Annotated in this window: 22 protein-coding genes; 15 read left to right on the top strand and 7 right to left on the bottom strand. The window is 67.9% G+C overall.

The features are described from left to right. Positions 1 to 167: 167 nt before the first annotated feature. Together J4Z35_RS01130 and J4Z35_RS01125 are read right to left on the bottom strand one after the other, a co-directional pair. Positions 168 to 1,028 (bottom strand): pseudouridine synthase, encoded by an 861-nt coding sequence (locus J4Z35_RS01130; RefSeq protein WP_006947219.1) that lies wholly within the window; start codon positions 1,026 to 1,028, stop codon positions 168 to 170. A gap of 103 nt (positions 1,029 to 1,131) precedes the next feature. Beyond that, complete coding sequence (locus J4Z35_RS01125; protein WP_160126204.1) at positions 1,132 to 1,608, bottom strand: SRPBCC family protein; 477 nt, start codon at positions 1,606 to 1,608, stop codon at positions 1,132 to 1,134. 201 nt (positions 1,609 to 1,809) lie between these two features. On the opposite strand from J4Z35_RS01125, the gene J4Z35_RS01120 reads away from it, so the two are divergent. The 8 genes from J4Z35_RS01120 (at position 1,810) to J4Z35_RS01085 (ending at position 9,052) form a co-directional block, all read left to right on the top strand. Continuing rightward, complete coding sequence (locus J4Z35_RS01120; protein WP_006947257.1) at positions 1,810 to 2,238, top strand: PH domain-containing protein; 429 nt, start codon at positions 1,810 to 1,812, stop codon at positions 2,236 to 2,238. A gap of 112 nt (positions 2,239 to 2,350) precedes the next feature. Continuing rightward, the gene (locus tag J4Z35_RS01115) at positions 2,351 to 3,295 is read left to right on the top strand and encodes an aminoglycoside phosphotransferase family protein (protein ID WP_131941013.1); all 945 of its coding nucleotides are present in this window, start codon (positions 2,351 to 2,353) and stop codon (positions 3,293 to 3,295) included. Positions 3,296 to 3,557: 262 nt separating this feature from the next. Next, positions 3,558 to 4,478: a formate transporter FocA gene (locus J4Z35_RS01110; protein WP_115296240.1), complete on the top strand. Its 921-nt coding sequence runs from the start codon at positions 3,558 to 3,560 to the stop codon at positions 4,476 to 4,478. Between the two features lie 66 nt (positions 4,479 to 4,544). Further along, positions 4,545 to 4,994: a hypothetical protein gene (locus J4Z35_RS01105; protein WP_131941011.1), complete on the top strand. Its 450-nt coding sequence runs from the start codon at positions 4,545 to 4,547 to the stop codon at positions 4,992 to 4,994. A 559-nt stretch (positions 4,995 to 5,553) separates the two neighbouring features. Next, positions 5,554 to 6,942, top strand: coding sequence for a hemolysin family protein (locus J4Z35_RS01100; protein ID WP_115296241.1), 1,389 nt, complete (start codon positions 5,554 to 5,556; stop codon positions 6,940 to 6,942). Next, positions 6,939 to 7,967 (top strand): hemolysin family protein, encoded by a 1,029-nt coding sequence (locus tag J4Z35_RS01095; protein ID WP_115296242.1) that lies wholly within the window; start codon positions 6,939 to 6,941, stop codon positions 7,965 to 7,967. The genes J4Z35_RS01100 and J4Z35_RS01095 overlap by 4 nt, the downstream gene beginning before the upstream one ends. Next, on the top strand, positions 7,964 to 8,491 hold the full coding sequence (locus tag J4Z35_RS01090) for a DJ-1/PfpI family protein (protein ID WP_144694027.1): 528 nt from the start codon (positions 7,964 to 7,966) through the stop codon (positions 8,489 to 8,491). The genes J4Z35_RS01095 and J4Z35_RS01090 overlap by 4 nt, the downstream gene beginning before the upstream one ends. A gap of 117 nt (positions 8,492 to 8,608) precedes the next feature. Then, the gene (locus tag J4Z35_RS01085) at positions 8,609 to 9,052 is read left to right on the top strand and encodes a nuclear transport factor 2 family protein (protein WP_038568072.1); all 444 of its coding nucleotides are present in this window, start codon (positions 8,609 to 8,611) and stop codon (positions 9,050 to 9,052) included. A 104-nt stretch (positions 9,053 to 9,156) separates the two neighbouring features. Here J4Z35_RS01085 and J4Z35_RS01080 read toward each other — a convergent pair whose 3' ends face one another. After that, positions 9,157 to 9,477 (bottom strand): metalloregulator ArsR/SmtB family transcription factor, encoded by a 321-nt coding sequence (locus J4Z35_RS01080; protein WP_074045342.1) that lies wholly within the window; start codon positions 9,475 to 9,477, stop codon positions 9,157 to 9,159. A 140-nt stretch (positions 9,478 to 9,617) separates the two neighbouring features. Between J4Z35_RS01080 and arsB the strand changes: the two genes are divergently transcribed. Together arsB and J4Z35_RS01070 are read left to right on the top strand one after the other, a co-directional pair. Further along, positions 9,618 to 10,700: an ACR3 family arsenite efflux transporter gene (gene arsB, locus J4Z35_RS01075; RefSeq protein WP_136788270.1), complete on the top strand. Its 1,083-nt coding sequence runs from the start codon at positions 9,618 to 9,620 to the stop codon at positions 10,698 to 10,700. Further along, positions 10,687 to 11,163, top strand: a complete 477-nt coding sequence (locus tag J4Z35_RS01070) for a low molecular weight phosphatase family protein (protein WP_131941007.1) — start codon at positions 10,687 to 10,689, stop codon at positions 11,161 to 11,163. The genes arsB and J4Z35_RS01070 overlap by 14 nt, the downstream gene beginning before the upstream one ends. A 196-nt stretch (positions 11,164 to 11,359) precedes the next feature. On the opposite strand, the gene J4Z35_RS01065 is transcribed toward J4Z35_RS01070, so the two are convergent. Next, positions 11,360 to 12,424 (bottom strand): alcohol dehydrogenase catalytic domain-containing protein, encoded by a 1,065-nt coding sequence (locus J4Z35_RS01065; RefSeq protein WP_208065333.1) that lies wholly within the window; start codon positions 12,422 to 12,424, stop codon positions 11,360 to 11,362. A 70-nt stretch (positions 12,425 to 12,494) separates the two neighbouring features. Further along, a complete protein-coding gene (locus tag J4Z35_RS14790; RefSeq protein WP_160126203.1) occupies positions 12,495 to 13,064 on the bottom strand; it encodes a YetF domain-containing protein in 570 nt (189 codons plus the stop codon). Between the two features lie 374 nt (positions 13,065 to 13,438). On the opposite strand from J4Z35_RS14790, the gene J4Z35_RS01055 reads away from it, so the two are divergent. Then, the gene (locus tag J4Z35_RS01055) at positions 13,439 to 14,227 is read left to right on the top strand and encodes a trypsin-like peptidase domain-containing protein (RefSeq protein ID WP_131941003.1); all 789 of its coding nucleotides are present in this window, start codon (positions 13,439 to 13,441) and stop codon (positions 14,225 to 14,227) included. 171 nt (positions 14,228 to 14,398) lie between these two features. Then, positions 14,399 to 14,671 carry a PDZ domain-containing protein gene (locus J4Z35_RS01050; RefSeq protein WP_160126202.1) on the top strand — a complete coding sequence of 91 codons (273 nt, stop codon included), beginning with the start codon at positions 14,399 to 14,401 and terminating at the stop codon, positions 14,669 to 14,671. Positions 14,672 to 14,799: 128 nt separating this feature from the next. Here J4Z35_RS01050 and J4Z35_RS01045 read toward each other — a convergent pair whose 3' ends face one another. Next, positions 14,800 to 16,164 (bottom strand): FAD-dependent oxidoreductase, encoded by a 1,365-nt coding sequence (locus tag J4Z35_RS01045; protein WP_208065307.1) that lies wholly within the window; start codon positions 16,162 to 16,164, stop codon positions 14,800 to 14,802. Positions 16,165 to 16,407: 243 nt separating this feature from the next. Beyond that, positions 16,408 to 17,946, bottom strand: coding sequence for a sugar porter family MFS transporter (locus J4Z35_RS01040; protein ID WP_208065306.1), 1,539 nt, complete (start codon positions 17,944 to 17,946; stop codon positions 16,408 to 16,410). 178 nt (positions 17,947 to 18,124) lie between these two features. Here J4Z35_RS01040 and J4Z35_RS01035 point away from each other — a divergent pair, with 178 nt between their 5' ends. The 3 genes from J4Z35_RS01035 to J4Z35_RS01025 all read left to right on the top strand — a co-directional run bounded on the left by J4Z35_RS01035 (position 18,125) and on the right by J4Z35_RS01025 (position 21,147). Next, positions 18,125 to 18,412 carry an acylphosphatase gene (locus J4Z35_RS01035; RefSeq protein WP_208065305.1) on the top strand — a complete coding sequence of 96 codons (288 nt, stop codon included), beginning with the start codon at positions 18,125 to 18,127 and terminating at the stop codon, positions 18,410 to 18,412. A gap of 4 nt (positions 18,413 to 18,416) precedes the next feature. Next, the gene (locus J4Z35_RS01030; RefSeq protein ID WP_208065304.1) at positions 18,417 to 19,550 is read left to right on the top strand and encodes a methyltransferase domain-containing protein; all 1,134 of its coding nucleotides are present in this window, start codon (positions 18,417 to 18,419) and stop codon (positions 19,548 to 19,550) included. Positions 19,551 to 19,722: 172 nt separating this feature from the next. Further along, complete coding sequence (locus J4Z35_RS01025) at positions 19,723 to 21,147, top strand: cation:dicarboxylase symporter family transporter (protein ID WP_074039247.1); 1,425 nt, start codon at positions 19,723 to 19,725, stop codon at positions 21,145 to 21,147. The last annotated feature ends 175 nt before the right edge of the window (positions 21,148 to 21,322 follow it).

Here is a 21,322-nt window from a genome sequence, read left to right as displayed (position 1 = left end):
CCATGACGACTTCCTCTCCTCGGGCTGTGCCCCGGCGAGGGGACGACGGCGTCAGTCGCGGTGAGTCGCCCACAGACGCATCGCCGCGTGATTCGTCCTCATCTGTCTAGTGCTGCGTTGGCCGCCGGCGACGTGACGTCCGAGGGTTGGGCAGGACGTCAGCGTGGTCACGCCGGCGACGGAGCCGCGGTGCCGTCGGGCCAGGTGAGGGTGCGCGCCGATGTGAAGTGGCGGGGGGTGCCGTCGACGGGGTCGACGAACGCGAGCGTCTTCGCGAGCAACTGCAGCGGACGCGTGAAGTCGTCGATGTCGTCGTCGAGACGCACGTGCGGATAGAGCGGATCGCCGACGATCGGGATGCCGAGACCGTTGAGGTGCAGGCGCAGCTGATGGGTGCGGCCCGTGGCGGGGGTGAGTCGGTAGGTGGCGACGTCGCCGCGCACCTGCCCGAGTTCGATGTCGGTGATGGCGTTGACCGGCGCCCCCGGCACCTCGAACGCCTGCGCGAGGCCGTGCTGCTTGCGGATGTGCGACTCGACCCGACGCGGCAGCTCGAGCGACGGGTCGTACGCCGCGACGGCCTCGTACGTCTTGCTCACCTGCCGCGCTTCGAAGATGCCCTGGTATGCGGCGCGCCAGCGTGGCTCGCGCGTCAGCAGGAGCACCCCCGCGGTGAGCCGGTCGAGGCGGTGAACGGGCACGAGCGTCGGTTCGTCGAGCATCGCGCGCGCCTTGACGACGACCGACTGCGTGACGTGCCTGCCGCGCGGGATGGAAGCGAGGAAGTGCGGCTTGTCGACGACGACGATGCGTTCGTCCTCGTGCAGCACCGTGAGTTCGAACGGCACCTCCGGCTCCTCGCGCAGCTCGCGGTGGAAGTGGACGAACGTGTGCGGCCGGTACGGTTCGTCACCGTTCCAGGATCGGCCGTGGTCGTCGACGAAACGGCCGCGTTCGAGCATCCCGTCGACGTCGACGTGGTCGGGCAGCTTGTCGTGCAGGAACGCCCGCATCGTCGGCCAGGGCATGGGGTTCGTGCGGTCACGATCGGGCGTGCGCACCCATGCGGCACTGAGGCCGTGACGGCGGGGAAGGGGATGAAAATCTGGCACGGACGGCGCTCGCGAACCGTCAGGCGCCCGCGGGCGCGCGGCCCGTCGCGGCGGCGTCGAGGGCGGCGAGGCCCTTGTCGACGTCCTTCGCCACTTTCGCGTTCATGCGGATGAGGGTGAACAGGACGCGCTGCGGCGCGCTCTGCGGACCCGTCATCGTCCAGGTGACGTCGGTTCCGCCGTCAGCGGCGGGGGAGAAGGCGAAGTGGGAGGTGTTCTCCGACTCGAACGGCGCCGTGAACGTGAGCGCGACGGTGATCTCGTGCGGCGTCGAGTCGAGGATCTCCATGTGTCCCGACCCGGCCTTCTTGTCGCCGGCCCACTCGTACTGCGCGCCGACGCCACGTGCGGCCCCCGAATAGGTGCGGCGCAGCTGCGGATCGAGCCCCTCCCACGGTGACCAGTGCACCCACTCGTGGAAGTCGTCGACGAACCCGTGCACCTGCTCGAGCGGCGCAGCGATGTGACGGCTGCGACTGACGCGGAACTCACCCATGCCCCAGAGGATATGCGGGAGCCGCCCGAGCTGCCGCATGCACGGTCCGCTGCCCGTCGGCTGCTCAGCCGAGTGGGATGACAGGGCGGGCTGCGGTCGTCCCCCGGTCGCCCGCGTGGCCTACCTCGCAGCAGGAGTCGCGGAGACAAGGAGCAGGGCGCCGGGCGCCCGCAGGTGCCTCCAGCCACGTAGATTCACGGCATGGGAATCTTTCAGGGCCTCGCCGGCAACATGCAGCAGATCGACCCGCAGCAAGCACATGAGCTCTACGGCCCCTGGCTGCTCGAGGGTGAGCAGATCCAGTCGGCGTACAAGATGCTGCGCGACGGCTTCTGCATGACCAACTTCCGCATCATCACGCTCGATCACCAGGGTGCGACGGGGAAGAAGACTCGCGTCAAGTCGATCCAGCTGGCTGCGATCGTGGACGTCACCGCAGAGACCGCAGGCGGAGGAGTCGACGACTCGGAGATCACGATCACGTACGTCGTGACGCCTTACCTCAGGGCCCACACCCTGCAGTACGGCGAGTACACGTTCGAGTTCCCCAAGAACTTCGACATCGCGGCGCTGTATCGGCATCTCATGGGCATCGCCCTCAACAACCGTCAGAACCTGAACCGCGCGTGACAGTGGTGCCTGCCGGCCTGCGTGCGTAGCCGCTCGACGCGGGGCGGCGCGCCGAGCGAGATGTCGCCTGCGCGCCGAGTTGGGGACTCGACGCGCATGACAGGATCGGGCAATGGTCGAGACGGACGCGTTGATCCCCGAGTCGCTGCGAGCGCTGATGGCCGGTCGGGCGGCTGACGGCGCCGGGCTGCCTGACGGTGAGGCGTGGCTGCGCAGCGTCCCGAAGACGCTCGAGACGCTGCTGGGCACCTGGCGTCTGACGCCGGACGGGCCGTCTATGCACGGTCAGTGCGCGCTCGTCGTGCCGGTGCGGCGGGGTTCGGAGCGGCTCGCGCTCAAGCTCGCGTGGCCGCACGCCGAGGCGCGGCACGAGCACCTGGCGCTGCGCGCGTGGCGCGGTGTCGGAGCGGTCAAGCTCGTCGCGGCCGAACCGTCGTCATGGGCGCTGCTGCTCGAACGGTGTCGGCCGGCGACGCAGCTGGTGGAGATGTCGTCGCTCGACGCGGCGGAGACGATCGGCGCGATCCACCGGCGTCTCGCCGTGCCGGCGTTGCCGCAGCTCGACACGGCGTCTGCGTGGTGCGGCCGGATCGCCGAGCGGCTGACGGGGGAGGAGCTGCCGATGCCGAGGCGGTTCGTCACCCAGGGGGTGTCGTTGGCGAGATCGCTCGCGCAAGAGCGTGGTGTCGACGCGACGCTCGTGCACTCGGATCTGCACGACGACAACGTCATGAGCGTGACGCGAGCCGGAGCTATTGGCGGGCTCGTCGCGATCGATCCGAAACCGGTCGCGGGAAACCTCGCGCTCGCGGTTGCACCGTTGTTGTGGAACCGGTGGGACGAGGCCGCTGACGCCTACAACCTGAGGAATCATCTGCGTTTTCGCGTCGATTACGCGTGCGACCCGATGGGCGTCGCGCCCGAAGCGGCCCGGGCATGGACGATCATTCGGGTGCTTGCCAACGCCTGGTGGGCCTGCCACGACGCGCGCGAGCGACGCGCTCCTGCACCGGATCTGACTCGCGAGGTCGCCATCATCAAGGCCATGCAGGGCTGACGTTCACCCCTGCCCGAACGCCTCGGTTCGAAGGCCTCAGAGAGCTTCCGACTACTGCCCAGCGGCCCCGCCCCACGTGCGATGTACGTCCCCATTCGCGATCTGCGTAGCCATCGGCGACTCACGTCCACCTTCGCGATCTGCGTCCCCATCTGCGATTTTCGGAAGCATTCGCCCCGGCCGTCGCACGTGGCAGGTGAGGTGCCCGGGCCGTGCGGAGCGTCGCGCCACCCGGCGGCGGGCCATCTCGTACGCTGTGGCCATGAGCCATCCCACTGATTCGTCGACGCCCGCCGCGCCCGTCAGCTCGGCCCCGGCGCCTGCGGCGCCACCCGCCGCATCGACCGCCATCCTCACCCCTGAAGCGATCGCGACGGCTGCCGAGGCCGCGATGGCCAAGCGGCCTGTGCGCGAACCGTGGCGCATCGCCATGCTCGCCGTGCTGGGCGGCGCATGGATCGCGCTCGGTTTTGTCTTCTACATCACGACGCAAACGGGCGCGTCGACGATGCCGTGGGGCATCTCGCGCACCATTGGCGGCGTCGCGTTCTCCGTCGGCCTGCTGCTCGTCATCGTGACGGGCGCGGAGCTGTTCACGTCCTCGACGATGACGATCATCGCCAAGGTCGTTGGACGCATCACGTGGCCCCAGTTCGCGCTGCACTGGGTGATCGTGTGGGTGTTCAACTTCGTCGGCGCGCTGCTCGTCGCGGCGCTGTGCTACTTCGGTGGGCTGCAGACGAACGGCAAGAACGGGTGGGGCAAGGTCGTCCTCGACGGCGCGGCCGCCAAGCTGCATCACTCGTGGGGTGAGGCGTTCGTCCTCGGCATCTTCGCGAACCTCGCGGTCTGCCTCGCGGTGTGGATGGCGTTCGCCGGCAAGACGCTCGTCGACAAGGCGTTCGCCGTCGTCGGGCCGGTCGCGCTGTTCGTCGCGACGGGTCTGGAGCACTCGATCGCCAACATGTTCTTCCTGCCGCTCGCCATGATCTTCAAGGATCACGGGGGAGCGAAGTTCCTCAAGGGCCTCGACATGTCGGCGTACTCGGATCTCACCTGGACGCATGTCTTCGTCAACAATCTGCTGCCGGTGACGCTCGGCAACATCATCGGTGGCGGGCTCATCGCGGGCCTGTACCAGTGGTACGCGAACCGTCCGAAGGTCGAGGCAGCTGCGGTCTGAGGATCGCGCTTTACATCCATTAGCTATATTTATGGCGCAGGGGAGTTGCGTCAGGAGGAGACCACCGTGAGCGATGTCGACAAGGCGCAGGTCCTGAAGGACCTCGTCGCACACCTGAGTGAGCGCCTCGACCAGGCCGACGAGGCTGTGCGCCTGCGCCAGCAGGTCGGCGAGGTGATCGAGCAGGACGAACACCGCGTCGACGACGTCTCGCATCAGGAGGACGCTGGCGACATGCACGACACGCTCCAAGAGGTCGACAAGACGCAGCAGCGCATCGTCGAGACGGCGAAGGCGTTGACGACGGCGTGTGACGTCGTCAAGCCCGGCGCGGTCATCAGTTTCGGCGGCGAGCACTTCGTCGTCGGCGTGGCGACGGACGAGTTCACCTCGGGCGGCACTACCTACCTGGGCATCTCACCGGACGCACCGATCTACGCAGCCATCGAGGGCAAGCGAGCCGAAGACACATTCGAGTTCAACGGCACGATGTTGACGCTCGACGACGTGTCCTGACGCTTCGGGCGCGCGGACGTAAGCGTCAGCAGTCTGGCGGCGAGAGCCAGCAGTGGGTCACATCGCACACAGCGGTGTGACCCACTGTCATTGGGACCTCTTCTGCGCCACGTTCGTCATCCGATAATCGACATTATGTTAAGTAAGCGGATGAGGGGCCTTCCCCAGCACCCACACCCCCTGTCGCTTTGCTTCCAGGGTGAACCAAGAGCAGATAGCCAGGACCACGCCGCCTATTTGTTGCATCCAATTTGAACCGCGCCGCCCGGTTACAGGCCGACCGGGTGGAATGACCGCTTCTTGTCCCCGATGAGGGAAACGGCCGGTGCTTCCCGACCGGACGTGGGTCGTCGAGCGGTAGCGGCACCCGGTGCACCGCCGCCCGTACGCGGACTAAAAGAGATGGGGACACAGTACGGGCTACGCTGGGCCGTCACGCGCAGAGCGCGCGAGACGCGCCCAGTGCGGCTGTCGCGAACCCACGATCGGGAATACGGATGAACCCCCTACCACCGCCGCCCTTTTCCAACATGTTCAGCGGACCCGGGGCGGAGCGGCCATGAACGACGCCTTGTCCCTCTTGACCGGTGTCGTCGTCGTTCTTGCGATCACCGCAGTGACCGCGTACTTCGTGGCGCAAGAGTTCGCCTACATGTCCGTGGACCGCTCCAAGCTGACGGCTCGCGCGCAGGCAGGCGATGACACGGCACGCCGCACCCTCGCTATCACCCGCCGCACCTCGTTCCTCCTGTCCGGCGCGCAGCTCGGTATCACCGTGACAGGCCTGCTTGTCGGCTACGTGGCCGAACCACTCATCGGAATGGCGCTGTCGTCCATGCTGGGCGGAGTCGGCATCCCCACCGGCATCGGCCTGACCGTGGGCGGCATTCTCGCAATCACCTTCTCCACGTTCGTGCAGATGCTGTTCGGTGAGCTTTACCCGAAGAACTACGCTATAGCTCGCCCCGAGCAGGTCAGCGGCGCTCTCGCACGGTCGAGCGCCCTGTACTTGAAGGTGTTCGGCCCGGCCATCTGGGTGTTCGACAAGTCCGCTGAGCTGCTGTTGAAGCGTGTCGGCATCGAACCGGTGCACGACGTCGAGCAGGCCGCCACAGCGGATGACCTGCACCACGTTGTCGAGGCGTCGAAGCAGACGGGCGACCTCGCGCCGGAACTGTCAGACATGCTGGATCGCATCATCGACTTTCCCACCGAGAACGTCGCTCACGCGATGATCCCCCGCGCTCAGGTCGACTCAGTGCGAACTGAAACAAACATCGCTGAGATGCGCGCTCTCATGGCGAGCGGGCACACGCGCTACCCCGTGATCGACGGCACCGACGACGTCGCCGGTGTCGTGCACCTCGTCGATGTGCTCGCCGCGCAGGATGGCGCTCGGCCGGTCTCGTCGGTGATGCGTCCGGCACTGATCGTTCCTGAGCTGATGGGGTTGTCCACCGCGTTGAGCGAACTCGACCGCGCCAAGCAGCAACTCGCATGTGTCATCGACGAGTTCGGCGGGTTCACCGGCATCATCACCGTCGAAGACCTGGCAGAGGAAGTTGTCGGGGAAATCACCGACGAGCACGACCCGGTCCTACCCGAGTATGCGCCGCTGCCCGATGACGGCCAGTGGGTGATGCAAGGGTCCGTGCACATCGACGAGGTCGAACGTGCTCTTGACGTAGACCTGCCCGAGGGTGAATACGAAACGGTGGCGGGCCTCGTGGTGGGTCGCCTCGGTACGCTCCCGCGCGTCGGTGAGCGTGTCGTCATCGACGTACCCCAGGGCCCGCGTGTACTGGCCGTGGATGAGGACGCCCCGCCATCCCGCCTCGACATCGAAGTTCTTGCTGTGGAACGGCACGTGCCGTCCCTGCTCAGGTTGACCCTGCTCGAACCAGAATCAGCCCCGCACGACACCGAGGAAGAAGGGAGCGACCGATGAATCCCTTCGCCACGACTATCGCGACAATCGCCATCATCGCCCTGTCGGCGTTCTTCGTCGCCGCCGAGTTCTCCCTCATCAACGCGCGCACCCACCGCCTTGAAGACAACCCGTCAGCGTCCGCGCGTGCCGCGCTTCGCAGCTCGGGCGAAATCACGATGCTCCTCGCAGCGTCACAGCTTGGGATCACCGTGTGCACCCTCGCATTGGGTGCCATCACCAAACCTGCCGTGCACCACGCCCTGATGAGACCCCTGGAGATGGTCGGCCTGGGTGAGACGGCTGCCGACGTCGCCGCGTTCGTCCTCGCGCTCATCATCGTCACGTTCCTGCACCTCGTCATCGGGGAAATGGCGCCCAAGTCATGGGCGATCGCACACCCCGAAAAGTCCGCGATCATGCTGGCGCTGCCGATGCGCGCTTTCATGCGTGTCACACGTCCGATCCTTGCGGCGTTGAACCGTGCCGCGAACTGGCTCGTGCGCCGCTCCGGTGTCGAACCGGTCGATGAAGTCAGCGAATCGCAAGACTCGACGTCATTGCGCCAGCTCGTCGAGCACTCAGCGAGCGTCGGAGCGCTCGACCTCGCCTACCGCACCTCACTGACAAGTGCAATCGACCTTGAACGCCTGACGATCGCAGACCTGCTTGACGGGCGTGGCGCCCCTACGGCGGCTCCCGCCACGGCAACCGTCGGTGATGTTCAGGCTGCCGTGATGCGCAAGGGGCACACGCGCGTGTTGCTGATGGAGCCCGCCGGCGCTGGTTCCGGCGTACGGGGCGTCGTGCACGTGCGAGACACGCTGATGCTCCCCGAGGCGACACCTGCGGACACCGTGGCCCGTCCCGTCCTCGAACTGCCCCGCGACACGGCCCTGCATGAAGCGCTTCGGCTGATGCGTGAAGGCAGCCACCAGCTCGCCGTCGTCACCGACAACGGCGCTTTCAGTGGCGTCGTCACCCTGGGCGACATCCTGCCCAAACTGCTGCCCCGCGCAGACGCGGTGACAGACGGCGCGGCGTGACGCTCGCCTCCCCGAGCTATTTGCCTGCTTGGTTCGCTTCGGATGCAAACCTGGAGTCGTCATCGACGCTCCGCGAAGGGCCTGATCCTCACACCGCGCGCGCAGAGGTCAACATTCCTCGGGCCGACGTCGTCATCGAGCCCGGGGGCGACGGTTCGCTCGAGCGTCTGCGAAACGAGAGCCACCGCGGCTGGCTGCAGGAGGCTGCGCAGCGAGATGCCATCGGCGCGAGTGTTTGCACGGTCGCTCGCCTCCTTGCCGCCGCGGGGTTGCTGCACCAGCGCCCGTTCACGACCTACCACGACACGTTCGCCAGCGTCGCGGCCCTCGACCCCAAGGCCCAACCATGCCCGGGTCAGCGATGGATCGACGACGGGCAGGTCATCACGGACGCAGGCGTCTCCGCCGGCATCGACATGGCCCTGCATCTCGTCGGACGCCCCGCCACCCCTGAGCGCGCACGCGAGGTCCAAGATGGGATCGAGTACCGCCCGGCGCCCCCGACGTGGGCGTCCCGATCATGACCACGCTGTGCCCCGCCGACACGGGGACGAGCACGTCGCACACCTCGTTGGCGTGGCGCGGACGTGTGATCGAACGCGTAGCATCCATCTGAACGACAACCATTCCAGGAGACCGCCATGAACGCACCCCGTCCCCCTGTCCCACCCTTCACAGCCGAGACAGCGGCCGCAAAGGTGCAAGCTGCCGAGGACGCGTGGAACACGCGAGACCCCGAACGCGTCGCCGGCGCCTATACGCCGGACACCGTGTGGCGAAACCGCGGCGAGAGCATCGTCGGGCGTGACGCCGTCATCGAGTTCCTCACTCGCAAGTGGGCGCGCGAACACGAATACCGGTTGCGCAAGAACCTGTGGGCGTTCACCGACGACCGCATCGCCGTGCGTTTCCAGTACGAGTGGCATGACGATGACGGTCAGTGGTGGCGTTCCTACGGCAACGAGCTGTGGCACTTCGATGCCGACGGTTACATGAGCCGTCGCGAGGCGAGCATCAACGATGTCGCCATCACCGAGGCCGAACGACGCGTACGGCCCGGACGAGGCGAACTTCCACCCTCCTGAACCCGCGCGCAGGCAGCGGTGCCGGCGTTCGAGTCACACCCGGCGCTGCAAGCGTCGATCAGAGGGGCGCACGCGCCATGGAGGTGACGCCTCCAGCGTTGTCGCTACGACCTCGCGAGCGTCGTCCGGGCCGCCACTCGGGACGACTCGACCCCCAGAAGCTCCCGAACCGGATCCAGCGACCCGGGCACACTGCGGTAGTAGACCCACGTGCCGCGACGTTCTGAGGTGACGAGCCCAGCGTCGCGCAGCTTGCGCAGGTGATGCGAGATCGTCGCCTGCGACAATTCCAGGTCCGGCAGGTCGCAGACACAGATCTCCCCTGGCGCCGCCGCGACGATCGCGTCGAACAGGCGTAGACGCGCCGAATCGCCGAGCGCCTTGAACACGGCAGCAGCGCGCGCAACATCTTCGTCGTTCGCCACGACTCGAGGCGCACCATCCCGCGACGTCGCCTCACCCCGCCGCTCACACCCGTCGATCGTCACTCAACTATTTTGACACATGTCGAATCACGCCTCACGATGGCACCGTATTCACCGATGACGAAAAAAGGCGGCCGACCGTGAACTCCCCTGCATCGCCCCGCGCGAGACTGTCGACGCTCGACCGCTTCCTGCCCGTGTGGATCATCGCCGCCATGGTGGCAGGCCTCCTGTTGGGACGCCTCGTGCCCGGCCTCGACGACGCCTTGTCAGCCGTCGAGATCCAGGGGGTCTCGCTGCCCATCGCCATCGGGTTGCTCATCATGATGTACCCGGTGCTCGCCAAGGTGCGTTACGACAAGCTCGACGCCGTCACGTCCGACCGGCGGCTACTCGGCGCCTCGCTCGCACTCAACTGGATGGTCGGGCCGTTGCTCATGTTCGCCCTCGCGTGGATCTTCCTGCCGGATCTGCCGACCTACCGCACCGGCCTCATCATCGTCGGCCTCGCGCGCTGCATCGCCATGGTCATCATCTGGAATGACCTCGCCTGCGGCGACCGCGACGCGGCTGCTGTGCTCGTCGCGCTCAACGCGCTGTTCCAGATCGTCGCGTTCGCCGCGCTCGGCTGGTTCTACCTCAGCGTCCTGCCCGGCTGGCTCGGCCTCGACCAATCACATCTCGACGTCTCCCCCTGGCACATCGCCGCGTCGGTTCTCGTCTTCCTCGGCCTCCCGCTGCTCGCGGGTTACCTCAGTCGGCGCATCGGCGAGAGGCGTTGGGGCCGTGAGGCGTACGAGTCGCGTTTTCTGCCCCGCATCGGGCCGTGGGCGCTCTACGGCCTGCTGTTCACCATCGTCGTCCTGTTTGCGTTGCAGGGCGCACAGATCACGTCGCACCCCCTCGACGTCGCCCGCATCGCGCTGCCCCTGCTCGCCTACTTCGCGCTCATGTGGGGCGGCGGCTACCTGCTCGGCCGGGCCCTGGGCATGGGCTACGAACGGACGACGACTCTCGCCTTCACCGCTGCCGGCAACAACTTCGAGCTCGCCATCGCCGTCGCCATCGCGACGTTCGGCGTCACCTCCGGCCAGGCACTCGCCGGGGTCGTCGGCCCGCTCATCGAGGTCCCCGTTCTCGTCGCTCTGGTCTACGTCAGCCTGGCTCTGCGCGATCGCTTCCCCCAACCCATGCTCGAGGCCGACCACGATGCCCCGCGCTGACCGTCCCACCTCCTCGCCCGATGGCGCAGCTGACGCGGATCGTCGACCGCGCGTCCTCTTCGTCTGCGTCAAGAACGCTGGCAAGTCGCAGATGGCGGCCGCGCTCACGCGCCATTTCGCTCGCGAGCGCCTCGATGTCCACTCCGCCGGCACTCAGCCCGGCAGGGCCGTGAACGCGGAGTCGGCGACCGCCGTCGCCACCCTCGGCGCAACCTTCGACGGCGAACATCCCAAGGCCATCGACCCCGCCGTGCTGCGCACTGCCGACCGCGTCATCATCGTCGGCTCTGCTGCACGGCTCGAACCGATCGACGGCATGCTCGCAACGATCGAGACGTGGCACACCGATGAGCCGTCGACGCGCGGCATCGAGGGCACCGAGCGCATGCAGCTCATCCGCGACGACATCGCCGAGCGCTGTCGCACGCTCGTCGGCGAGATGCTCCACCGAACTCAGGGGTGAACAGAACTACCTCCCCCAGGCGCAAGATGGCCTTTGTCGACGCCCCGCCCGTTGATGCGTCGCACCTCGCGCCCTCGGGCCCGCCATGACGCTGGGCGACGACGCACAGGACGGACGCTTCTTTGTCAGTGTTGTCGTCGTCTGGAGTGGTTACTGCCGACAGCACGCCTACCGCGCTCGCCACGAGCTGGGTGCGTCAGCGACGCGGGTCGATCATCGTCACGCCGGAGAGCGGCGAGGCGTCGAACGTCGGCAGCATCGCCGCGCCGTCGTCGAGGCTGACGGTGCGGGCGATGAGTCGCCCGGGATCTAGTCGGCCGTCGGCGACGAGCGCCAGCATCGCCGGATAGTCGGCGGCGGCCATGCCATGGCTGCCGAACACGTCGAGCTCCCAACCGATGACGCGCGCCATCGGCACGCGCGGATGCCCGTCCACCGGCGGCAACAACCCCACCTGCACGTGCCGCCCACGACGCCGCAGCGCATGAATCGCGTCAGAACACGTCGATTCGCTGCCCACCGCGTCGACGGCGACGTGCGCTCCGCCACCCGTGATCTCGTGGACGCGGGCCGCCACGTCGACAGGCTCGTTGGTCTCAGCGACCCCGGCGCCCCTGGCCAGGACGACGGCGTCCGCGCCCTCGCACGTCGCGAGCGCCAGCGCGTCGGCGTTGCGGTCCACGGCGACGACACGCGCCCCGAGCGACTTCGCGATCATGACGGCGCTGAGTCCGACTCCCCCGGCGCCGACGACGCACACCCATTCACCCGGCTGCACATCAGCACGAGCCGTCAGAGCTCGAAAGGCCGTCGCGAACCGGCACCCGAGGCTCGCGGCGGCCGCGAAGCTCACAGCGTCGGGGATTGCGACGAGGTTCGTGTCCGCGCGTCGCGCGACGACGTACTGCGCGAACGATCCCCAGTGCGTGAACCCCGGCTGATCCTGGGTCGGACAGACCTGCGCGTCACCGGTGCGACACCACTCGCAGGCGCCGCAGCCCTCGACGAACGGCATCGTCACCCGCTGCCCGACCCGCCAGTTCACGACGTCCGAACCGACCTCAGTGATCACCCCGGCGAACTCGTGACCGGGCACGTGCGGCAGCTCGACGTCATCATGACCGGCCCACGTGTGCCAGTCGCTGCGGCACAACCCCGTCGCGCGCACCTCGACGAGGACGGCGTCGTCAGGCAGGGCGGGCACCTCGACCTCCTCGACGCCGACGGCCCCCGCGATCTCTTGCATTACCACTGCGCGCATCGTCATCCCGCCACTGTGGCAGATCGCGAGAACACGTGCTCTACGGAAGCCACCCGATCTCGAGGGGTGTTCAGCGGCCGCCGGTCGTATCGACGTCACCGAATCCCGGCGGCAACCCGGCGATCCCGACCAGCAACTGCGGGTCGATGCTCTCGCCGCGCCGGACGACCGTCAGCGTGCCGCGCGGTTCGAGGACGGCGAGGGCGACGTCGTCGAGGTGCCGCACTCCCCCGGCTCGCAACCGTTCGTGCAACCGCTCGGCGGTGAGGCCGATGTGGCGCAGGGCGTCCGGGCGTGCCCGCCCGTCGATCATGACGGCCCACGCCCGGGCGCGGCCCGCGGCGCGGTGGCTGCGCATCGACATCACCGCGTGCAGCCGTCCGAAACCGAACTCCAGGACGAACAGGGTGGCCATCGCGACGAGCGCACCGCACAACGTCGGCGAGTTGCCCAGCATCGCGCGGGCGCACAGCGCCCCGAGGACGGTGAACACGGCGACGGACATCGTCGAACCGGCCGCCAGATACCGTACGCCCCAGAAATGCAGGATCGCGACGAAGACGGCGTACAGCACCACTGTCGCGACGACGACGCCGACGACGCCACTGGCGCCGATGCCGATGTGCGGCCAGATGTTCACACCGCCCCCTTTCGCACCTGTCCCCCGGCGACCAGTGTCTCCTACCCCCTCATACCGTTCCGAGCCGGCCCCGGCGCGCAGCTGCACGAGTTCTGCGCATCTGCACGAGGAATATCGCGCACATTCCTCGTGCAGATGCTCAAAAGTCATGCAACGTCGCGGCCGTGCGCTGCGCGCCCTCCACCACCTGCCGCACGGGCGTCAGCCGACACAGCGACGCCACAGGTCGGCGACAGCGGACCCCACGGTGCGTCACCTTCACTTGGTCTCAACACGTCGACGCACCGCCGTCGCCGTCGCCCTCGCGCCAACACATCGCGACGCCAGGGACGCACACCATCGCAAGCCCGAGCACTCGCCCCAAGGAGCATCCCATGCGCAGCCCCGCCCTCGTCGCCCTCACCGCAGCATGCTCGGCCGCCATCGCCGCCCCCTTGGCAATCGGCGTGCACGACGGTTCCCTCAGCGCGTTCGACGCCGGCTCCGTCACCCGTCAGCTGCGCAGTCAGCTCGACGCCGCCAGCGCTCGCAGCACCACCGATTCGGGCAGCTCATCCACTGACACGGATCAGGGCGGCGCCTCGACGCCGCAAACCGCACCCGACGGCTCGAGCACATCGCCGTCGAACGGCGGCGCGCAAGCCAGTGGCGCGTCATCCAGCGGAACGACGACGCGCGCCACCGCCGCTCAGAGCAAGGGCGTCGTCATGATCGACGTGGCCACCTCGAGCGGTGAGGCTGCGGGCTCCGGCATGGTGCTCACGGCCGATGGCACCGTCCTGACGAACTACCACGTCGTCTCCGGCTCGACGCAGATCCGCGTCACCGTCCCGAACGGCGGGTCATACACGGCGAGCGTCGTCGGGCACGACGAATCCCACGACGTCGCCGTGCTCAAGCTCAGCGGTGCGAAGAACCTCGATACCGTCACTCTGGACACCGACGGAGTCAGGACGGCCGAAGAGGTTCTCGCCGTCGGCCAAGGCGGCGGCGAGGGCGTGCTCTACGCCGCCTCCGGCATCGTGACGGCGACGGGGCGCTCGATCACCGCCTCCGAACAGGGGTCATTGTCGTCCGGTGAGAACCTGACGAACCTCGTGCAGACGAACGCGCCCATCGTCGGCGGCTACTCCGGCGGGCCTCTGTTCGACGCCGCGGGCTAGGTCGTCGGAATCGACACCGCCGCATCCGCGACGAACTCGCTCACCGGCTATCAGCGCAGCAACGCCGAGGGGTACGCCATCCCGATCACGCAGGCCAAGTCGATCGCCGACGACATCCTCGCCGGCCGCAAGACGACGACGAATCACATCGGCGCGAAGGCCGCCCTCGGCGTGGCCGTCGTCCCGAGCTCGTCGTTGCGGGGCGCCAGCGACACCGGCGTCGTCGTGCAGCAGGTGCTGAACGGCTCGGCTGTCGCAAGCACGGGGATGACGGCGGGTGACACGATCACCGCCCTCGACGGCAAGGCCGTCACCTCGACCGACTCCCTCAGCTCGCTCATGGGCACCCGCTACCCCGGCTCGACGATGAAGGTGACGTGGAGCGACACCTCCGGCGCGTCGCACACGGCGTCCGTCACGCTGCAGAAGTCGACCGCGAACTGACGCGTCGCGGGTCTCGAGGTGGCCTTGCGCCATCTCGAGACCCGCGTGCCCGGCATCGGGACGCACGAGAGCAACTCGCCCCCTTGCATCCCGATCCAGCCGGGCCGGGCGCCACCGTCAGCAGCTCGTCAGGACGCAAGATCCTCGGCGTATGCCTGACCGGCGGCGATCATGTCCTCACGGGACACGACCTTGACGCGCTCGCGGCCGGCGCTCTCGCCGAGGGCGATCTCGTGGGCGTCGAGACGCTCCCAGTGATCCCAGAGCGTGATCTCGACACCCGAATCAAGCAGGTGACGTAGCAGCGCGTCCGGGTCGCCGCCACTGGGCGTGGGCAGCGAGTCGAGGTCCTCGAGCAGGCACGCAATGGTCTCCGATGCATCCGACTTCGTGTGCCCGATGAGCCCGACGGGGCCGCGCTTGATCCACCCCGTCACGTACGTCGCCGGCATCACCTCGCCGCTGACGTCCGTCACGCGGCCCGCCTCGTTGGGCACGACGCCCGCGGCGTCGTCGAAGGGCAGGTCGCGCAGCGGCGAACTGTAGTACCCGACGGCGCGGTAGACGGCCTGTACGTCCCAGTCGCGGAACTCGCCCGTGCCGTGCGTCGTCGCGTCGCCGTTGAACTCCTGGTGCTCGGTGCGCAGGCCGACGACGCGGCCGTCCTCGCCGAGGATCTCGACGGGCGCCTCGCACAGGTGCAGGTGGATCTGGTGCGGCGCGCGGCTCGGCTCGTTCTCGAGGTACTTGAGCAGCGTGTTGACGACGAGCTTCGTCGACTTGCTCGCGTTGATCGCGGCCTGGCCGGCCTCGTCGATCTCGAAGCCCTCCTCGTGCACGATGACGTCGATGCTCGGGCTGTGCGACAGCTCGCGGAACTCCATCGGTGAGAACTTCAGCTGCGCCGGGCCGCGGCGCGCGAAGACGTGCACCTCCGTCGCCTGGTTCGCCTTCAACCCCTCGTAGACGTTCTGGGGGATTTCGGTCGTCAGCTGCTCGTCGGCGGGCTTGGCGAGCATGCGCGCGACGTCGAGGGCGACGTTGCCGGCGCCGAGGACGGCGACCTTGCGCGCCGTCAGCGGCCATTCGCGCGGCACGTCGGGGTGGCCGTCGTACCAGGAGACGAAGTCTGCGGCGCCGAAGCTACCGTCGAGGTCGATGCCGGGGATGTTCAGCGGTCGGTCGCTCGAGGCGCCCGTGGAGAAGATGACGGCGTCGTAGTGCTCCTGCAGCTGTTCGAGGTCGAGGTCGGTGCCGTAGTCGACGTTGCCGATGAAGCGGATGCGATCTCCCGACAGCACGCGGCGCAGCGCCTTGATGATCTCCTTGATGCGCGGGTGGTCGGGCGCCACGCCATAGCGCACGAGGCCGTACGGTGCGGGCAGCCGGTCGAACAGGTCGACGCGCGCACCCTCGTGCTGCTTCGTCAGGATGTCCGAGGCGTAGATGCCGGCCGGGCCGGCTCCGATGACGGCGACGCGAAGGTCTCGCATGCAATCCCCTTCTGCAGGTGGCACGGCGTTGGCCGTGCGGTGGTGGCGTCGTCGGGCAGGGTGATGTCCGGCAGGCGTCATGAACGAGTTGTTAGCGTAAACATAACCAGGCATTACTTGTCGAACGGTTCGTCGACGCTTCTCATGCCATGTTAGGTCTGCCTAACGTCCAGCACCAATCCCCCACGACGCGAACGGCGCTCGCCTCTCACGAGACGAGCGCCGGTCTGCGGCGGGATGCCGTCAGGCGTCGGCGGGCGAGCGCTTGCGCCCACGATGTGGCAGGAACGTGCCGTCCTGCAGGCTCGACTCGATCTCTTCGAGGCTGCGACCCCTCGTCTCAGGAACGAAGAAGTACACCGTCACCCAGGCGATGACGTTGATCACGGCGTAGAAGATCATCGCGCCCGGCAGCGACAGCCAGTCGATGAGCGTGAGGGCGGTCAGCGTGATGAGCAGGTTCGAACCCCACAGCGCGGCCGCGTGCAGCGCCGTCGCCGCCGAACGCACCTTGAGCGGGTACAGCTCCGAACCCATGAGCCACCCGACGACCTGGATGCCGCCGGCCTGGAAGAACATGAAGGACAGGATGAGCGCGAGCGCGACGCCCGCAGGCGGGTCGTCGTTCGTCACCCAGAACGCGATGCCGAACGCGGCGATAGACACTGCGGCTCCGGGCAGCATGACGAGCATGAGACGGCGACGCCCGATGCGGTCGACGACGAACTTGCCGAGCGTCGTCATGACGAGATAGACGACGCCGACGCCGACGTTGCCCGCCTGCGCCATGTCGTCGGAGAAGCCGACGTTGTTCTTCAGGATCGTCGGCGTGTAGTAGATCATCATCTCCAAGCCGGTGATCTGCGTGAAGATCGCGACCATGATGCCGGCGAACAGTGCCGGGCGAATCCACTTCTCGCTGAACAGGGTTCGCCACTCCCCCTCACCGGAGGCCTGCTGCTCCTCGCGGTAGGTGCGCTTGATCTCGGCGATCTCCGCGTCGACCGCGCGCGTGCTCGGACGCACCCAGCGCAGCACCCGACGAGCGGGGTTGACGAACCCCTGCTGCACCAGCCAGCGTGGACTCTCCGGCAGCGGCTTCATCCCGATGAGCAGCACGAGCGCCGGAACGACAGCGGCGGCGATCCGGACCCGCCAGCTGATCGCGGAGTCGCGGAAGTAGTTGACGAGACTCGCGGTGAGGATGCCGACGCCGATCGCGACGTTGAAGAACGTCACGTAGCTGCCGCGCTTCGCGGGCGGTGCGAGCTCGGAGATGTACGTCGGGATCGCCATCGTCGAGCCACCGACGGCGAGGCCGAGGAAGACGCGCGCGAGCGACAGCGTCCACCAGTCGTTCGCGGCGCCGCTGAGCAGCACGCCGATCGCGAACACGGCCGCGATGCCGATGATCGCCTTGCGCCGCCCGCCCCTCTTGACGATGACGCTCGTGCCCAGCGCACCGAGCACCGCGCCGAGCAGGATCGATGAGGTGATGATCTCCGTGATGTTGTGCGCCGCCGAGCCGAAGCGCTCCTCGTTGATGTGGAACTCTTCGGTGACGTGCAGCATCGCACCCGAGATCACGCCGGTGTCGTAGCCGTAGAGCAGCCCGCCGAACGCGGCGAGGAACGACACGTGCAGCACATGTCGACGCGCCAGACGCTCCGCTTCAACGGGGCTGACGTCGTCGTCGCGGGCTGCGTCGGGGATGCCGCCGAGGCGACGCTCGGCGTCGGTCAACTCGTTCGGGGCGCCCTCGGCACCCGGTGCGTCGGACATGCGCCATCCATTCTCGAGGCCTGCCCAGCGACGCGACAGGAGGAACCAGGGTCGAGAGTGAACCTATCCAACGCGCGTTCGAGCTGCGAAACCGGCCGGCGCGGCACCCGAGACCCGGCCACGGCCCCTACGTGCGGCGCTGATGCAGGCCAGCGGGCCGCTGACGTACCGTAGGCACATGCCAGTCTCGAACCAATCCCGCGCGGTCGATCTGCGCGTCACCGGCACTGTTCAGGGCGTCAGCTACCGCGCCGCGTGCGCCGAGCAGGCGCGCACGCTGGGGCTCGTCGGCTACATCGAGAACCTCGATGACGGCGCGGTGCACGTCGTCGCCGAGGGTACGCCGGACGCCGTCGAATCGCTCGTGGACTGGTGTCACGACGGCCCCGACGCGGCGTCCGTCGACGACGTCGAGGTGCGAGACGTCGCCCCCGAGGGTTACGACGACTTCACCGTCCGCCGCTGAGCGCGTGCACTGCCACTATTTCGACGTCGGTGCGTGCCGCTCGTGCACGAACCTGGCCGTGCCGTACGACGAGCAACTCATGCGCAAGCAGACGTCCGTCGAGCACACCCTCGCCGCACGAGTGGCGCCCGAGGCGTGGCTCTCCCCCGCCGCATCGCGCCCGGCCGCGTTTCGCAACAAGGTGAAGCTCGCCGTCGGCGGCCACGTCGACGCTCCGACGCTCGGGCTCGCACTGCCCGGGCGCCCTGCCGTCGACCTGCGCGAGTGCCCCATCCAGGAACGGCCGATCTGGGACGTCGTGCCCGACCTCGCCGGGTTCATCACCTACGCACGTCTCATGCCCTATGACGTCGACGCGCGCACGGGCGAGCTCAAGTTCGTCATCGTCACCACCAACACTGACGGCGAGTTGCTCGTCCGCTTCGTCGTGCGCACCAATGACGGAGTTGACCGACTCAGCGCCGCCCTGCCCGCCCTGACGGACCGCCTGCCGCAGATCGTCGCCGTCTCTGCGAACATCCATCCGGAGCACAAGGCCGTCGTCGAGGGGGATGTCGAGATCGCCCTGACGCCCACGCAGACGCTGCGTGCGGCCGTCGGCGACGTGACGCTGTACCTGCAGCACCGCAGCTTCTTCCAGACGAACACCGATGTCGCCGCGGCGTTGTACCGCCAGGCGCGCGCGTGGGCCGACGACGTCGACGCTCGTCAGGTGCTCGACCTGTACTGCGGCGTCGGCGGCTTCGCCCTCCATCTTGCGGACGGCACCCGCCGCGTCCACGGCGTCGAGATCGAACCGAGCGCCATCGACAGCGCCCGCCGCAGCGCTGCGGACGCCGGCCTCGAGGCAAGCGTGACGTTCGACGTCGGCGACGCGAGCACCCTCGTCATGCCCGAGCACGGCGTTCCGGATCTCGTCGTCGTCAACCCGCCGCGACGCGGCATCGAAGCGCTCGCCGACGCGCTCGAGCGCAGCTGCGTCGCGCACGTCATCTACTCGAGCTGCAACCCGACGAGCCTCGCCGCCGATCTCGCCGCGATGCCGAGCTTCGACGTGCGGGCCGCGCGACTGTTCGACATGTTTCCGCACACCAACCACGCCGAGGTCGCGGCGCTCCTGTCACGCGGGCCCGCGTGAGTTGAGTCACGGCCCGAACTCGTAGTTGACCGGAGCCCGCGAGCGCCCCCGCCCACAGCGGGCATCGATTTCGTCACAAAATCCGGTGTGAGGTACCCCACCTCGTGGTTCGTCTGATCTTCACCCTAGGGTGAACGGCGTCACAGTTCAGCCGCAAGATCGGGAGCCATCCGTGCCGGATCAGTACGACTACGACGTATCGTCGTCGCCCACGCCACCACCGCGCAGTTCCGCCGAGGGCGCGCCGCCGGAGGTCTCCACGGCAGCGACATCTCCCAAGAGGGATCGCAGCCACTACCTCTACATCGGCGTCATCGTCGCCGTCATCGCCGGCATCGTCTTCGGTCTCGTCGCGCCGGATGCGGCCAAGGCCTGGAAGCCGCTCGGTGAGATGTTCGTCAGCCTCATCAAGATGATGATCACGCCGGTCATCTTCTGCACGATCGTGCTGGGCATCGGCTCCGTCCGCAAGGCCGCGACAGTCGGGCGCGCAGGAGGCATGGCGCTCGCCTACTTCCTCACCATGTCGACGTTCGCGCTTGCGATCGGTCTCGTCGTCGGCAACATCATCCAGCCGGGCCACGGGCTGACGGTCAAGCACGGATCGGCCGACAAGTACGTCAAGACGGCCGAGAAGTCGGGTGGGTTCATCGACTTCCTCAAGAGCATCATCCCCGACACGTTCTTCTCCGCGTTCACCTCCGGCAGCGTCCTGCAGGTGCTGTTCATCGCACTGCTCGTCGGCTTCGCCATCCAGCGGATCGGCGACTCCGCCGAACCCGCGCTGCGTGCGATCGCCACGATGCAGAAGATCGTGTTCCGCGTGCTGTCGATGGTGCTGTGGCTCGCCCCGATCGGCGCGTTCGGTGCGATGGCGGCCGTCGTCGGCGAATCCGGCGCCAAGGCCGTCGGTGAGATGGCGAAACTGATGGCGGGCTTCTACGTCACGTGCGCGCTGTTCATCTTCGTCATTCTCGGCGCGCTGCTGTGGGTCGTCGCGCGCGTCAACATCTGGAAGCTGCTCAAGTACCTCGGCCGCGAGTTCCTCCTCATCCTTGCGACATCGTCGTCGGAGTCGGCGCTGCCGAACCTCATGGCGAAGATGGAGCACGCCGGCATCGACCGCTCCACCGTCGGCATCGTCGTGCCGACGGGGTACTCGTTCAACCTCGACGGCACCGCGATCTACCTGACGATGAGTTCGCTCTTCATCGCCGACGCGATGAACATGCCCATGTCGATCGGGGAACAGATCGGCCTGCTCGTCTTCATGATCGTCGCCTCCAAGGGTGCGGCCGGCGTCACCGGCGCCGGTCTCGCCACCCTCGCCGGTGGCCTCAGCAGCCACAAGCCCGAGCTCGTCGACGGCGTCGGCCTCATCGTCGGCATCGACCGCTTCATGTCAGAGGCCCGCGCACTGACGAACTTCGCGGGCAACTCGGTCGCGACCGTCCTGATCGGCACGTGGACGAAGACGATCGACCGCGAGCGCCTCGGTGATGTGCTCGGCGGGCGCGATCCGTTCGACTACTCCTCGATGGAGGACGATCCGCACTCCTCCGGCGTGCGCGGCGCGTCGCCCGTCGCGCAGCACTGACGGTTTCGAGCGTCACGACACATGACGAGCGGGTCCCCACCTCGAGGTGGGGACCCGCTCGTCAGGTCAGTCACGCTGCCGCGACGGCGCGCCGTCGCGCGGCCGGTTCAGCCGACGCGGCGCCCGCGCGAACCGCTCTCGGTCGCGGCGCCTCAGTCCTCGCTGACGGTGATGG

Source organism: Dermacoccus sp. NHGro5 (assembly GCF_017565385.1).
Classification (GTDB): domain Bacteria; phylum Actinomycetota; class Actinomycetes; order Actinomycetales; family Dermatophilaceae; genus Dermacoccus; species Dermacoccus nishinomiyaensis.
Note: the sequence above shows the minus strand (reverse complement) of the source record. Positions and strands in the feature narration are given on the sequence as shown.

Bases quoted from the DNA above. Each gene is read 5' to 3' on its own strand.
- J4Z35_RS01130 (WP_006947219.1), bottom strand. From the start codon at position 1,028: ATGCCCTGGCCGACGATGCGGGCGTTCCTGCACGACAAGCTGCCCGAC.
- J4Z35_RS01125 (WP_160126204.1), bottom strand. From the start codon at position 1,608: ATGGGTGAGTTCCGCGTCAGTCGCAGCCGTCACATCGCTGCGCCGCTC.
- J4Z35_RS01120 (WP_006947257.1), top strand. From the start codon at position 1,810: ATGGGAATCTTTCAGGGCCTCGCCGGCAACATGCAGCAGATCGACCCG.
- J4Z35_RS01115 (WP_131941013.1), top strand. From the start codon at position 2,351: ATGGTCGAGACGGACGCGTTGATCCCCGAGTCGCTGCGAGCGCTGATG.
- J4Z35_RS01110 (WP_115296240.1), top strand. From the start codon at position 3,558: ATGAGCCATCCCACTGATTCGTCGACGCCCGCCGCGCCCGTCAGCTCG.
- J4Z35_RS01100 (WP_115296241.1), top strand. From the start codon at position 5,554: ATGAACGACGCCTTGTCCCTCTTGACCGGTGTCGTCGTCGTTCTTGCG.
- J4Z35_RS01095 (WP_115296242.1), top strand. From the start codon at position 6,939: ATGAATCCCTTCGCCACGACTATCGCGACAATCGCCATCATCGCCCTG.
- J4Z35_RS01085 (WP_038568072.1), top strand. From the start codon at position 8,609: ATGAACGCACCCCGTCCCCCTGTCCCACCCTTCACAGCCGAGACAGCG.
- J4Z35_RS01070 (WP_131941007.1), top strand. From the start codon at position 10,687: ATGCCCCGCGCTGACCGTCCCACCTCCTCGCCCGATGGCGCAGCTGAC.
- J4Z35_RS01065 (WP_208065333.1), bottom strand. From the start codon at position 12,424: ATGCGCGCAGTGGTAATGCAAGAGATCGCGGGGGCCGTCGGCGTCGAG.
- J4Z35_RS01055 (WP_131941003.1), top strand. From the start codon at position 13,439: ATGCGCAGCCCCGCCCTCGTCGCCCTCACCGCAGCATGCTCGGCCGCC.
- J4Z35_RS01045 (WP_208065307.1), bottom strand. From the start codon at position 16,164: ATGCGAGACCTTCGCGTCGCCGTCATCGGAGCCGGCCCGGCCGGCATC.
- J4Z35_RS01040 (WP_208065306.1), bottom strand. From the start codon at position 17,946: ATGTCCGACGCACCGGGTGCCGAGGGCGCCCCGAACGAGTTGACCGAC.
- J4Z35_RS01035 (WP_208065305.1), top strand. From the start codon at position 18,125: ATGCCAGTCTCGAACCAATCCCGCGCGGTCGATCTGCGCGTCACCGGC.